Annotated in this window: 13 protein-coding genes; 6 read left to right on the forward strand and 7 right to left on the reverse strand. The window is 39.5% G+C overall.

What is annotated here, in order from left to right; genetic code table 11:
- The 5 genes from WA1_RS08115 to WA1_RS08140 form a co-directional block, all read right to left on the reverse strand.
- Positions 1-513, reverse strand: a complete 513-nt coding sequence (locus tag WA1_RS08115; protein ID WP_017749018.1) for a hypothetical protein — start codon at positions 511-513, stop codon at positions 1-3.
- Between the two features lie 278 nt (positions 514-791).
- Positions 792-1,304, reverse strand: a complete 513-nt coding sequence (locus WA1_RS08120; RefSeq protein WP_148662653.1) for a hypothetical protein — start codon at positions 1,302-1,304, stop codon at positions 792-794.
- A 37-nt stretch (positions 1,305-1,341) separates the two neighbouring features.
- Complete coding sequence (locus WA1_RS08125) at positions 1,342-1,809, reverse strand: hypothetical protein (RefSeq protein WP_158516614.1); 468 nt, start codon at positions 1,807-1,809, stop codon at positions 1,342-1,344.
- Positions 1,810-2,023: 214 nt separating this feature from the next.
- Positions 2,024-3,952 carry an alpha-amylase family glycosyl hydrolase gene (locus tag WA1_RS08130; RefSeq protein WP_017749015.1) on the reverse strand — a complete coding sequence of 643 codons (1,929 nt, stop codon included), beginning with the start codon at positions 3,950-3,952 and terminating at the stop codon, positions 2,024-2,026.
- A gap of 735 nt (positions 3,953-4,687) precedes the next feature.
- The gene (locus WA1_RS08140; RefSeq protein ID WP_473163459.1) at positions 4,688-6,133 is read right to left on the reverse strand and encodes an AAA-like domain-containing protein; all 1,446 of its coding nucleotides are present in this window, start codon (positions 6,131-6,133) and stop codon (positions 4,688-4,690) included.
- Between the two features lie 415 nt (positions 6,134-6,548).
- On the opposite strand from WA1_RS08140, the gene WA1_RS08145 reads away from it, so the two are divergent.
- From WA1_RS08145 to WA1_RS08160, 4 genes are all read left to right on the forward strand, one after another.
- Positions 6,549-6,944 (forward strand): hypothetical protein, encoded by a 396-nt coding sequence (locus WA1_RS08145; RefSeq protein ID WP_017749013.1) that lies wholly within the window; start codon positions 6,549-6,551, stop codon positions 6,942-6,944.
- A 148-nt stretch (positions 6,945-7,092) separates the two neighbouring features.
- Complete coding sequence (locus WA1_RS08150) at positions 7,093-7,488, forward strand: hypothetical protein (RefSeq protein WP_017749012.1); 396 nt, start codon at positions 7,093-7,095, stop codon at positions 7,486-7,488.
- 155 nt (positions 7,489-7,643) lie between these two features.
- Positions 7,644-9,821 carry a peptidase domain-containing ABC transporter gene (locus WA1_RS08155; RefSeq protein ID WP_033336662.1) on the forward strand — a complete coding sequence of 726 codons (2,178 nt, stop codon included), beginning with the start codon at positions 7,644-7,646 and terminating at the stop codon, positions 9,819-9,821.
- A gap of 136 nt (positions 9,822-9,957) precedes the next feature.
- Positions 9,958-11,493, forward strand: coding sequence for a beta-barrel domain-containing protein (locus tag WA1_RS08160; protein WP_017749009.1), 1,536 nt, complete (start codon positions 9,958-9,960; stop codon positions 11,491-11,493).
- Positions 11,494-11,528: 35 nt separating this feature from the next.
- Here the strand turns inward: WA1_RS08160 and WA1_RS08165 are convergent, their stop codons facing one another.
- Complete coding sequence (locus WA1_RS08165) at positions 11,529-11,948, reverse strand: type II toxin-antitoxin system VapC family toxin (protein ID WP_026135276.1); 420 nt, start codon at positions 11,946-11,948, stop codon at positions 11,529-11,531.
- A complete protein-coding gene (locus WA1_RS08170) occupies positions 11,945-12,187 on the reverse strand; it encodes a hypothetical protein (RefSeq protein WP_017749007.1) in 243 nt (80 codons plus the stop codon). The genes WA1_RS08165 and WA1_RS08170 overlap by 4 nt, the downstream gene beginning before the upstream one ends.
- Before the next feature lie 98 nt (positions 12,188-12,285).
- Between WA1_RS08170 and WA1_RS08175 the strand changes: the two genes are divergently transcribed.
- Together WA1_RS08175 and WA1_RS08180 are read left to right on the forward strand one after the other, a co-directional pair.
- Entirely contained in the window at positions 12,286-12,612 is a 327-nt protein-coding gene (locus WA1_RS08175; protein WP_272819101.1) for a type II toxin-antitoxin system TacA family antitoxin, read from the forward strand.
- Positions 12,602-13,123 (forward strand): GNAT family protein, encoded by a 522-nt coding sequence (locus tag WA1_RS08180; RefSeq protein ID WP_017749005.1) that lies wholly within the window; start codon positions 12,602-12,604, stop codon positions 13,121-13,123. Before WA1_RS08175 ends, WA1_RS08180 begins: the two co-directional genes overlap by 11 nt.
- The last annotated feature ends 84 nt before the right edge of the window (positions 13,124-13,207 follow it).

Consider the following 13,207-nt stretch of genomic DNA (forward strand, 5'->3'; position numbering starts at 1 on the left):
TTATTTATTAAAGGTAAAACGTCCATCTACTTTTTTACCATTAATATCAGAAGTCACTCTTACTTGATATTGACCAGTTGCCTTTTCAGCAAGCATTCCTTTATAATGTTTTCCACCTGCATCATAGGTTAAGGGAATTGTCTTTTGCGTACCATCTGGTAACTGAACTAAGGCTGTTACTTTGGCATTAGGAATTGCTTCGTGATTCTCTCCTTTTTGCAGGTAAAAATCTAAGTGTGTTCTATTCGCTTCTTTTAAAGGAACAAATTCTAAGTGATAGGCTCCTGTTTCTACAATTGTTCCCCCATGAGATTCGCCATGTTGATGTTCTGTTTTTTTGGCTGCTGCAGGTGAGGCTGTAGGAACGGAAGGCTGACTGGTTGAGGTAGTGCTGGTTTGGCTTTGTGCTGTAGAAGATTCTGAATTAGCGGCTTGATTGCTGTTACTACATGCTCCTAAGAAGAATGTTCCTATAGTTCCCACAATAATGAGCTTGGATTTTAATGATTTCATTGCTGCTTCCTTTTCTATTTGTCAATTTCATAGCTAACGACTACTATCAGTTTGACAAATAAAAATGAAATTAGGATGAAATAGGTAAGTCGCCACAGCCTAACGGGGCGACAAAATAACCTAGTAAGTCAAAGGATTGACTAAGATCTGGTAATTTTTTAGTCTTTTCTACGAACTCTAGTTTCAGTATTTCGGATAATACTGTAGAAATTTGATATGATTCTGAATTAATGAAGGACTGCATACCCTAAACTTCTAAAGTTCTGAATTGACAAAAATTACCCTGGTGTTATCGCATTTAGCCTCTGAGTATTTTGGCCATAGCCGTAGAGTTTCAAGAAGCTATTCCTAACTTCCAAATCAGGAAACTCTGCTGAGTCCTCAAGTTTTTGGAGTCGTTCAGAAACAATGGGAACTACAGACAAAGCATGACCCGACTGAAATTCAGATTCATTTTCTATCATTAATTCCATGATAGAATTCAAAGTGTAAGGATTGCAGTGCTGTGCTTGTTTGCCGATATAATCCAGAGCCTGTTCTCGGTTTATGTAAAAAAGTATCTTCAGTGAAGCTGCCTGTAGATAGCAGTCTCCGAGAGACTTAGATAAAATTTGCCAAGCAACCGCACTAGCTTCTTGGCTTTCCCGCCTTGATAATTCTGCAAGAGCATAATTAGCAATATATAATTCATCGCCTAAAGCTAGGTTTCTTAGCATATCCTCTGATAAATTACTGTAATTTATATCATCAGCATTCATCATCATTAATAGATCTAATTCATTGAATTTCATCTGTTCAACCTCTTTGCACACGAACATGAATTTTGCACTACCCCTCAAAATGGAGGGTTGTTAAATATTTTGTCCCGTCTTCCAGTATTTTCCACGTACTTACAACTTTCATTTGACCATTGGGAGCTTCTAGTCGGCTTGGATGTCTAACTCTGGTATCAACAGTTATAGTTGCACCAATGTCTAGCAAGTGCGATATAATTTCGTTTACATTGTCAACTGAATCCACCATACCAACATTTAAAAGAACTTTGAGGTTTCCCTGAGAACGCTTGTAGTTATATTCTGGTCCTTCTTCTAAGAACCGTAATCTTTTTACTTTGGTCTGGTTTTTACTGAAGGCTCTTTGATCTGCTCGTCTGTCTGCTCTGAGCAATTCCAACTCTTCTCTTTCAGGAAATTCGACCTTACCCATACCAAAAACCGCTACCTTGCTAATAGGTATCAAGACAGAACCTCTCTTAGCACAGGGAATGATTTGACCGTTGGGTGCTGTAATCTCCACGGTCTCAAATAATTTGTACTCTTTGCTTCTCTCCTCGTTGATTTTAACCTCCACATGATAGGTTAGCTATAGCCACTCGTGCCTTCGTTGATGTTAAGCGAGTGCGGAATGTGGGGTGGGGTGTCAAAGCCCGCCCTCCTTTTCTGTAACGGGCGGGACGCCCGTTCCACAAGAGATTTTTGGAGACTTTTTTATTTGGAAGTCCCTTATTATGCTAAGATTCTCGTCCAGAAGCCCAAGTATCGCGCCACTTAACAGTACCTTCTTTGGCAATGACCCAACGGCGAGTCATGAGATTTTCCCGCAAGGGGGAAGTTCCTTCTCGCAATATGGCGTATTTATAGCTGATGAGCTTACCAGCGCTTTCATCAAAGGGAATTTCAGCAAACCATGTATTTTCATTTATGTATTCCAGAGGATATGCTTTGGCAATATCCCAATTACCCAATTCCGGACAGTCGCCAATCAGTACAATGCTTTCACCTGGTTGAGTACGCACGCCGTTAAGTTGAGCGCGTACAATAGTTTGCCCTTTGACTCGCTCTCCAACACGGCTTAATACAATAACACCGTGTTCTTCCAGTTGTAAGTCATAAATTTTACCATCTTTGACTTCATACTTATTGCGAGTCATTACACAAGTATGTTCTCCATCAGGTAAGTCTGTAGCAACTTCTGGTATGGTCGCAGAACCCCCTCGATTAAGTGCAACAAAGCATATCGAGTCACGATAGCGGCGTACATAACAGTAGACATCAGGTGTAATATATTTTTCCCATTGGCTACCCATTGACACAGCAGGATTGAGTCGCCGCAAACCAGACAGTAATCTGACATAACGATAAATTTCGGTATCTGTATCCCACTTGTCCATCATCGGGCGGTTGTAAGGGTCATTACCTCCGTTGGTATCGTCGTGAAGATATTGTTCCGTACCGTAATAGATACAGGGAATACCGCGAGAGGTCAGAATGAGGACTGTTGCTAGCATTAACCGCGCTGGATCGGAATTCAACGATTGGAAGCGGGACATATCGTGATTGTCAATGAAGGTGATGAGTTCTGTCGCCCCACTGTATCGATAATCCAAATCAAAAATGTCTTTAATTAGATGAAATCCTGCTTCAGCACTTTCACCTAAAGCTTGCCTAATAGCTACACACAGCGCAAAATCTAAAATTGTCATGCCAGAGTTGTTGGCAAACTCTACAGAGCGATCGTCTTGGGGATGGTTATAAATCCATTCACCAAAAATAAACACATCTGGTTTGTGATTGTACATATCACCAGTAAATTCCTGCCAAAACCAAATGGGCATATGCTTGACAGTATCTACTCGCAGTGCATCAACACCCCGATCCAACCATTGTTTAATTGCTGCTTTGATGTATGTACGGTATTCAATATTGTTTTCATTAAAGGTTGCAAGACCTGCAAGTTCACAGTTTTGCACTTGCCATTCATTTTCCCAATCTTGCACTTCACCATAGTGGTGATACCAGTGAGCTTTATCATCGTTAAAGTCAGCAATTTTAACTCCATCATCATAAAGTTCACCTTTGCGACCACTGGTATCGGGGCTGCTGTGGTTGCAAACGATATCTAGCACTAGCTTCATCTTACGCTTGTGCAGTTCGTCAATCAACTTGTCAAATGTGGTATTTCTTGTTTCTTGCGTTTTATTGAGAGAAGGTTCTTCCCCGGTGGCAATGAAACGAGGATTTATCCGTTTAAAATCCCTTGTCCAGTAACCATGCATGGCTGCATTGCCCACAAATAAGTCTTCTATTTGCTCAAATAAAGGAGTTAACCAGATTGCAGTCACTCCCATATCTTTCAAATAATCTAATTTGTCAATAACACCCTGTAAGTCACCACCCCAGTATTTACCCCAATCCTGTTTGGTAGGATCGTACAGTTCTGCGTTAGCGCCTGTGCTGTTCTCTAAATCGCCATCATAAAAGCGATCGACTACAATAAAGTAGAGAGTTTCCTGACGAAATTCAATATCTCTGGTAAAAAGAAACTCTAGGTCAATTTCTGTCTCTGATGGTGTCGTTTCAATAATGGCAGACACTTCTGCACTGGCATCTTCTACCTTATACTGCTCTTCTGAAAATAATGAGGGAGGAGTGTTTACCATATCAAGAATTTGTCTCTAAATTTACAGGTTGGTGTATACGCAAGCAATGTTATTTTTAACACATTGCTTAAGTATGCGTTGAAAGTATTATCTAATCTATCTTTGGGTTTAACTATCTATCTTTAGTAGTAGCAATGCTGTCTGTGGTGAGTAGGGAGTGGGGAATAGGGATTAAGAAATTAAACCTGCTAGATCCCCGACTTCTTTGAGAAGTCGGGGATCTAAGCCAACTTAATTATCTAATTGCAAAAAAGTTGCATTTTTTAATAAAAAAATATAGCAAAATCACTGCATTGATGAAGTTCCGTATACTTTCGCTAACTATGTAGCTTTACAATGAAGAATTGTATGTGTTAGCGAACAGACATCTCTTTCGGTTCGTATACTAGATACATTCTCATAGTTTGCTCAATGAGCATTTGGAGGTCCCAAAATGGTTCATACATATGAGGTTTTAGTTGATACTAGAGAATGTCTTGACCAATTAAACACTATCTTTCAACGCGAGACAACACGTTACGAAATAGACGCTGAATCGAAATTCAAAGCTAATACCATGGCACGCGTTCAGGCTAGAAATGATCGTCCACGCTGCACTGAATATGATGTGAGGGTAACAAGACTTTTAAAATAAAGCTTCAGTATATTTTTCATACATTGTAAAACTCCGTCTGAATTTTGGAGCTTCAGGCGGAGTTGTCGCCTACACCTTCTTTCTAAAGATCGGTCTAGTAGTCAAATTTGTTCACCACTGCTCAAACGTATTTGAAAATACTGACGGTATAAATTACAACGGATATGTACTTTATTGCCAGAGAGTTTTACTAACCCCATACTTTGTAATTGATAAGCTGACATAGGTTCTATTTGTATAGAATGAGTTGCATCAATAACTTGTTTAAAAGCATCTGCTAATTTGGGGTGTTCTTGCAAATCTGACCAGTATTTCCATAAGTGAGGGCGATAAATACTAGCTTCAGTCGGTGCTTCTGCTAAGAGTCGATCTACTGTTATATCCGGATGAGCTTTAAGATGAGCAAAAGCCAATTCTAGCAGATAAGGGTGTCCTCCTAATAATTCCATTAATTGTGCAACTGAATTTGTAGCGATCGCAAGCCCATGTTGCTGAGACAACTCCAAGACTTGCTCCTGAGTGAATTCAGACAACTCAATGGGTAAACCGACATTAAATGGAGATTGATTAATATTGAGTTGAATATAAACATCAGTTGAATGTAGAATTGCCAATCGAAGTTTTTGCCAAAGCCTGCGACTTCTCGCCTTTTCATACCAAGAACGCAGTAACCCAAAAAAGTCTTCGTAAATTTCAGGAAAAGGAAAAAGTAAATCTACATCATCCAAACAAAGGACAAGCGGGTTTTCCAATTCAGTCAAGAGATATTCCTCAAAATACGTTGTACAACTGACTTTAGAACCCATACCCTCTTCATCCCAGTATTCATCCAATTCCACAGGTAGCCGAAGTTCGCGACTAATATTTATGCAAAACCAACGCAAGAACTTATTAAGGTTAGTAAAATGTATATTCCGCTCTGCCAGTTTAAAACTCAAGTAAACAACATGATAGTCTTTTTCTGCTACTTGACTTAAAACTCTTGTCATCAAGTATGTTTTACCCATGAGGCTAGGGGATTTAATCCGAATGAGAGAACCAGGGTGTAAAATATGTTCGTAGCAGAGCGATTCTATAGGAGGGCGCTCTACGTAAACTTCCAGTTTTGAAACTTCGTTCTTCTCTGCTTGGCTTCGTTCGTGGTTTATTTGCGTATTTTGCTGTTGATGGTATTCTTTATGACTGGAGATGCTTTGAGAAGACTGTTTGTCCTCTTCTTTTGCCACTAATACTTGTAAATCATGATTTTCTGGACGGAAAGATTGTTTCTCCCAATATCTTTTTAAAGCTTCCTTAAAGTTACTTTTCTTAACTTTTTCTTCCAATGCATCACTTAACAGCTTCCAAAATTTGGGCGCTACATCTTGACTAATGTAGGTTGTCGCATATTGTTCTTTAGCAGCAATTGTATCATAATCTTCACGCTGCCAAGCTCCCTTCAAAATAACAATTTCAAGGTCTGTTAACTTTCTATTGAATTTTGAATGTATAACTTGATTTGCTGTTTTAATAGCTTCATTTAAATTGAAATCTATAGCTCTTGAAATTGATAATTTTTATCATTACTCGGCTCCAACCTCAAAGCCTTGTGGTTGAGAACACAATACTAGTGTTGCATATACAGCAGGGAACTCTTAACAGAGAACAGGATTGAAACTCTCTTGGTATAGGCTTTGTGCTGAAAATTTGTACCTCACTTACCTGTAATCTGCTGTATGCGTATATATCAAAAAAGGAGTGAGAAAGATATAGGTAATTTAAGACTGAAAAGGAAGTCATCTGAATTTACCTGAGTTTTCTGACTTTTTCTGACTGTTTAGAAGAGAAATTCGCTTAAACACTCCTGAATTTAGCTCAACTGTTTTACAAAAGGATAAATCATACTAACAATAGAAAGCAACAAAAAAGCTTTCCAACGACAAACTTACAACCTCAAAACAGAAAAAAATTAAGGAGTCAAAAATGTCTAATTCTATTTCTCAAGCACAATTGTTTACTGAAATAACTGTAGAAGAAGGAGCAACACTGAGCGGTGGGGCCACTCAAGTTCACCTCAAATATTTTAAAGTTTACGACACTCAAGAATGGCCTCAAGATGAACCTTATCTACAAGTTGATGGTAAAACGATTTGGTCAAGTGGAGGTGTCGGAACTGGTAATCACACTGTTAATAAAAAATTCAATATCAGTGGTACTTCTGATACATTGTCTCTTTGGGAAAACGATTCTTGGCCAAGTAATGATGAATTTTTAGGTGAAAACAAAGTTTACTCTTGGCAAAGAGGAAAGGATTTGGAACTCTCTTTCACCAGAGAAGGCGCTAATTACAAACTTATCTACGATGTTTACTCTGTTTAAAATTGATAAGTTTCAGGCATCTAAATCCATCAACTCAATAGAGTAAATTCTACACGAGCAATTCTCAAACATACTATCGCTGGAAAGCCAACAAGCTTTCCAACGAAAAACTTACAATCTCAAACAAAAAAAAATTCAGGAGTCAAAAATGTCTACTTCTATTTCTCAAGCACAAATTTTTACTGAAATGACTGTCGAAGAAGGTGCATCATTAAGTGGTGGTACCGCCCGAGTTAACCTCAAATATTTTCACGTCTACGATACTCAAGAATGGCCTCAAGATGAACCTTATCTACAAGTTAATGGTAAAACGATTTGGTCAAGTGGAGGTGTCGGAAATGGTCATCATGATGTTGGGAAGACATTTGATATAGAAGGTTACTCCGATACTCTTTCTCTTTGGGAAAACGATTCTTGGCCAAATAATGATGAATTTTTAGGGGAAAATAAAATTTATTCTTGGCAAAGAGGAACAGATATGGAACTCTTTTTCACTAAGGAAGGCGCTAATTACAAACTTGTCTACGATGTTTATTCTGCCTAAATCTAGAGCCTAATATTGATATCTTAATAAACCCGGTATTTCTCAAATATCGGGTTTATTAAGAGAAATCTATTTGATTGGCGGGCACAGTGGAAAAACTAGCCCCGAAGCTAGGTTTGCGACTATTTTTTGTACATCAATATTTATTATCAATTATGAAATACCAAGTTGTTCTACAACACAGTGAAGAAGACTGCGGTGCTGCCTGTATTGCCACTCTTGCTAAACATTATGGACGTACCTTTGCCATCAGTCGGGTGCGGGAAGCCGTGGGTACTGGTTCCCGAGGCACTTCCTTACTGGGTTTGAAACGGGGTGCAGAAGCGCTGGGGTTTAATGCTCGTCAGGTAAAAGCTAACCCCGAAATGCTGGAACGCTTAAACGAAGTACCCCTACCAGCAATCATTCATTGGAAAGGACATCACTGGGTAGTATTGTACGGTCAGAAAGAGAAAAAATACATCGTTGCCGATCCCAGCTTTGGTTTGTGTTACCTCACTCGTAAAGAGTTAATTACGGGTTGGGTTAATGGTGTAATGCTTTTACTAGAACCAGACTACAGCCGTTTTCTAGAACAACCAGAAGATAAAATTGGTGGTTTTGGACGTTTTATTGCCCGTGCTTGGCCTTATCGCTTGATTCTTGCTCAGGCGATCGCCATTAATATAGCTATTGGTCTCCTCTCTCTCGCCTCTCCTTTGATGATGCAACTGCTCACTGATGATGTGTTGGTACGGGGAGATACTCAATTGCTAACAACTGTAGCAATTGGGGTGATGACTATGAATTTTATTAGAAGTGCGATCGCATTAGTACAATCTCATCTCATCGGTCACTTTAGTCAGCGCTTGCAATTCGGGTTAATTTTAGAATACGGACGCAAACTTTTACACTTGCCCTTGTCATACTTTGAAGGTCGTCGCAGTGGGGAAGTCGTCAGCCGCATTTCTGACGTAAATGCCATTAATGCACTTGTTTCCCAGATTGTTCTCGGTTTACCCAGCCAATTTTTTATCGCTGTGGTTTCCTTGGGGATTATGCTGTTCTACAGTTGGCAACTGTCTTTGGCTTCTTTTGTTGCATTTCTCATCCTGACCTGCGTTAACCTGCTTTTTCTACCGATGATGCGGAATAAAACCCGTAAATCCATCGTTTTACGGACAGAAAATCAAGGTTTTCTTGTAGAAACTTTTCGCGGTGTCCAAGTGCTAAAAACAACCCAAGCTACCCCGCAAGCGTGGGAAGAGTATCAAACAAATTACGGTCGCCTTGCAAATCTGGGGTGGAGTACGATGAAACTGGGGTTATACAGTGGCACTATCACTGGTCTTATTTCCACGTTCACCAATATTGCCTTACTTTGGGTAGGAAGTTATTTAGTTATTAATCGTACTTTAACAATTGGTCAACTTTTAATGTTTAACGGTATGAGTGGTAACTTCCTCGGTTTCTTAGGTTCAGTAATTGGCTTAGTTGATGAATTTATTACCGCCCAAGTCGTCATTCAGCGCCTGACAGAAGTTATTGACGCCACTCCAGAAGACGAAAACGATTTCAAAAAACCTTGGGCGCAAATTCCCGGCAATGCAGATATCACTTGCACAAACCTCAACTTCCACCATGCAGGGAGAGTCGATCTACTGCAAGACTTTTCTCTCACTATCCCCGGTGGTCAAGTCATCGCCTTAGTTGGTAAATCAGGTTGTGGCAAAAGTACCTTAGCTAAATTGATTACTGCTTTGTATCAGACTCAATCGGGTAATATCGCTTACGGCATTTACAACCAACAAGACTTATCTTTAGAATGCTTGCGACAGCAAATTGTTCTCGTACCTCAAGAACCCCACTTTTGGAGTCGCTCAATAATTGACAACTTCCGCTTCAGTTATCCCAACATTACTTTTGAAAAAATTGTACAAGCTTGCCAAATTGCTGGTGCAGATGAATTCATCAACAAACTCCCCGATAAATACCAAACAGTTTTAGGGGAATTTGGCGCAAATCTTTCTGGCGGACAAAAGCAAAGATTAGCGATCGCTAGAGCCATTGTCACCGATCCACCCGTACTCATTTTAGACGAATCCACTGGTGCTCTCGACCCAGTCAGCGAAGCCGAAGTTCTAAATAAACTCATATACCATCGACGAGGCAAAACCACAATAATGATTAGCCATCGTCCCAAAGTAATTCAAAGAGCTGATTGGATTGTACTCCTCGAACAAGGTCACTTAAAAATCCAAGGAACTCCAGAATATCTCCGACAAACTCCTGGCGAACACTTACACTTCCTAGAAGAAGGTAACATTCAAAGGTCATTAGTCATTAGTCATTAGTCATTGGTCATTTGTCATTAGTAGGTTGGGTTGAGGAACGAAACCCAACATTTAGTGACCAAGAAACAATCCAAAATCCAAAATCCAAAATCCAAAATCCAAAATCCAAAATCCAAAATCCAAAATCCAAAATCCTATGATTAGCCACTTTAAATCAGATTCTATTCCCTTGACCCAAGAAAACGATTTTCTGCCTCCTCTGAGTCGTTGGACAACTTACGGTGGAATGTTTATTTTAGTAGTCCTAAGTTTAGCTGTTCCAATTGCTTCTGTGAGTAAATATAAAGAGGTTGTGAAAACAGAAGCTGTTATCCGCCCTGCTGGTGAATTGCGAATTGTTCAAGCAGCAACAGAGGGTCAAATTATACAAATCTCGGTTCAAGAAAATCAACTTATTAAAAAAGGAGATATCATAGCCACAATTGATGATTCACATTTGCAAACTAAAAAAAGCCAATTACAAAGCAACATTCAGCAAGCAAAATTACAACTTCTTCAAATTAACTCTCAAATTTATGCTCTCAACAATCAAATTCGTGCTGAAACTGAGCGCGTACACCGCACTGTTGCTTCTGCCAAAGCCGATCTCAGTGGACGCATTCGTTCATATCAAGATAAAAGAATGACGACTGTTGCAGAAGTTCAAGAGGCTGAAGCAAATGTTGGGATATCTGAAGAGGAATTGCATAAAGCTCATGCAGAATTAAGATCGGCACAAGCAAATTTAAATGCTGCTCGGTCAGCCTTGATAGCTGCACGCTCCAAACAAAATCGATATGAGATGGCGGCTATTGTAGGAGCGCTGTCAAAAGACCAGTTAGAAGAAGCGCAACTCGCTGCTAACCAACAAGAACAAGCAGTGGAGGCACAAAAAGCAGTTGTTGAAGCACAAAAACAAACTATCGCTCGCCTCGAGCAAGCTGTTTCTGCATCTATTGCCAAACGACAACGAGTACAAGTTGCTTTAAATCCTAGCTATTCAGAAGTTGCGATCGCAACGGAACGTATTGCTCAAGAAAAAGCAGCCGGAAGAGCTAGCTTGGCTACATTGGATAAAGAACGTCAAGCTCTGATAGCTCAAAGGATTGAAGCCCAAAAACAGTTAGACCGAGATATTCGCGAATTGCAACAAGTGGGTATGGATATCAGACAAACAATTGTCACAGCCCCATCTGATGGGACTATCTTCAAACTCAACTTACGAAATATCGATCAAACCGTGCGTTCTGGAGAAGAAATTGCCCAAATTGCTCCTAACGACACTAAAGTGATGGCTAAGAGTTCGGTGAGTTCAGAAGACGTAAGTAAAGTCAAAGTTGGTCAACCAGTTCACGTGAGAATATCTGCATGTCCTCATCCAGATTACGGCACTCTTAAAGGTAAAGTCACAGCTATTTCTCCAGATGCGTTCGGCGGAGCCGTGCCGCAGGCATTCGCACCTCAAGCTCAAGCTCAAGGTGCTAACCCCAATAGCGGTACGACTGCTAGTAAGATGATGACGGGTGGTGCTTTCTACGAAGTTAGTATAGAACCAGAAAACCTGGTGTTATCTCAAGGCAAAAGCCAATGCCAAATAAGTTTGGGAATGCAAGGCAGAGCAGATATTATCTCTCGCGAAGAAACTGTATTACAATTCTTCTTGAGAAAGGCAAAATTGATGGCTAATTTTTAAGATTTGCAACAATTTATATAGATATTTAGTGTTCTTTAGGAATACCAATTTTCGATTTGCAAGTCATTAAAATTAGCATAATCTGATACATTGTTGGTTACCAAAATCAACTGATTGACTTTGGCAATTGCAGCAATTTGACTATCTACAAAAGAGGGAGGTTTACCTAGCTTAGTCAAACGCGCCCTCTCCAAAGCATGCCATTCAGCAGCTGCTTCATCATAAGGGAGAAAAGGTAATTTCGCTTTTACCTCTGTTTGAAAGTATTGTTCTAGTTCTTCACGCTTTCTTGATGGTTGTAATCGATGTAAACCGAATAAAAGCTCATGCCAAACTACAGTTGCTGTTGACATTTTTCCTGCATTATGCAGTAAATTAGCCATAACTTTTGCACTAGGTCTTGGCTTCATGGGTTCGGAAATTATATTACTATCTAGTAGAAATATAAGGTTCACAAATTCACCTCGCGTCCGGAGGATTTATCGCGAACATCTCCAAAAATAGCATCGATATCGATATCTAATTCGGCAATATTATGCTGCCGTCGAAACTCTTCTAAACTGTTACCAAACTTGCCATTATTATCATTGGATGGAGTGTAAATAATTTCAATTCTTACCTCTTGACCATCCGGAATATCTAGATTTTCTGAAATTTCCAAGGTTTGACCGCGTTTAATGGCCGTGATGTGCATTTTCGGACTCTCCTTATTTTGACAAAATTTTAACTGATAGAGTACGCTCGTTGCTATAGAGCATGGTCGCGAACCAAATACATCTATATTTTACTAAAATGCTAGAATTATATGTTGAAGACACTTGCCATATTGCTGAAATGTCAGAAACCTCTCCACCCAAAGACTGTAGAGTAGATTTGAGGGTGACACAAGAACAAAAAGAACTCTTAGAAAGAGCCGCAAACCTCAAAGGAGTGTCCTTGAGTGCTTATACCCTTTTTCATCTGCTTCCCATCGCTAGACAGGATATAAACTCCCAAGAAAGGCTAGTGCTATCAGATCGAGATCGAGATTTATTCATGTCTGTGATGGAAAATCCCCCGGAGCTTAAGGGAAAACTTAAAACTACACTGCAAAAGTTCCGGAAAAAATATGACAAGTAGTGAGAGGAGGTGGAATTTTCTGCCGATAGAAAAGAAATATAAAAAAGATTCCTTTGATTGTGGGTATCCAGTTCTCAACGAATATCTGAAAAAATATGCTCGGCAAAACCATCAAAAAGGGATTGCCAAAATTTTTGTTGCTATCCTAGAAGCAGATGGAATTAAAGTTGATGGTTACTATACGCTCAGTGCCAGCATTATTGAGTATGAGTTTCTTCCAGAATTTTACAAAAAAAAGTTACCTGCATATCCAATTCCTGCTACGTTGATTGGTAAGTTGGCAGTGGATAATTCTGTTAAGGGACAAGGTTTAGGAGGAGAACTTTTAGCCGATGCGCTATATCGCATTGTTCGCGCTTCTCAAGAAATTGGTATTTTTGCGGTAAGAGTTGATGCCATAGATTTACAGGCAAAGGAATTTTATCTCAAACACGAATTTATTCCATTCCAAGATAGCCAATTATCTCTTGTCTTATCTCTAGAAACCATTAATAGAGAGTTTGATTTTTAACTCAATTCTCATTGTAATAATAAATACATGGATATATAATAATTCATACTTTCGTGAGGTACAGAAGTAATGAATTAACTGCAC

Source organism: Scytonema hofmannii PCC 7110, assembly GCF_000346485.2.
Taxonomy (GTDB): domain Bacteria; phylum Cyanobacteriota; class Cyanobacteriia; order Cyanobacteriales; family Nostocaceae; genus Scytonema; species Scytonema hofmannii.

Excerpts from the sequence above, each read along its gene's own strand:
- WA1_RS08120 (WP_148662653.1), bottom strand. The coding sequence starts at position 1,304 with ATGAAATTCAATGAATTAGATCTATTAATGATGATGAATGCTGATGAT.
- WA1_RS08170 (WP_017749007.1), bottom strand. The coding sequence starts at position 12,187 with ATGCACATCACGGCCATTAAACGCGGTCAAACCTTGGAAATTTCAGAA.
- WA1_RS08175 (WP_272819101.1), top strand. The coding sequence starts at position 12,286 with ATGCTAGAATTATATGTTGAAGACACTTGCCATATTGCTGAAATGTCA.
- WA1_RS08145 (WP_017749013.1), top strand. The coding sequence starts at position 6,549 with ATGTCTAATTCTATTTCTCAAGCACAATTGTTTACTGAAATAACTGTA.
- WA1_RS08155 (WP_033336662.1), top strand. The coding sequence starts at position 7,644 with ATGAAATACCAAGTTGTTCTACAACACAGTGAAGAAGACTGCGGTGCT.
- WA1_RS08130 (WP_017749015.1), bottom strand. The coding sequence starts at position 3,952 with ATGGTAAACACTCCTCCCTCATTATTTTCAGAAGAGCAGTATAAGGTA.
- WA1_RS08115 (WP_017749018.1), bottom strand. The coding sequence starts at position 513 with ATGAAATCATTAAAATCCAAGCTCATTATTGTGGGAACTATAGGAACA.
- WA1_RS08160 (WP_017749009.1), top strand. The coding sequence starts at position 9,958 with ATGATTAGCCACTTTAAATCAGATTCTATTCCCTTGACCCAAGAAAAC.
- WA1_RS08180 (WP_017749005.1), top strand. The coding sequence starts at position 12,602 with ATGACAAGTAGTGAGAGGAGGTGGAATTTTCTGCCGATAGAAAAGAAA.
- WA1_RS08150 (WP_017749012.1), top strand. The coding sequence starts at position 7,093 with ATGTCTACTTCTATTTCTCAAGCACAAATTTTTACTGAAATGACTGTC.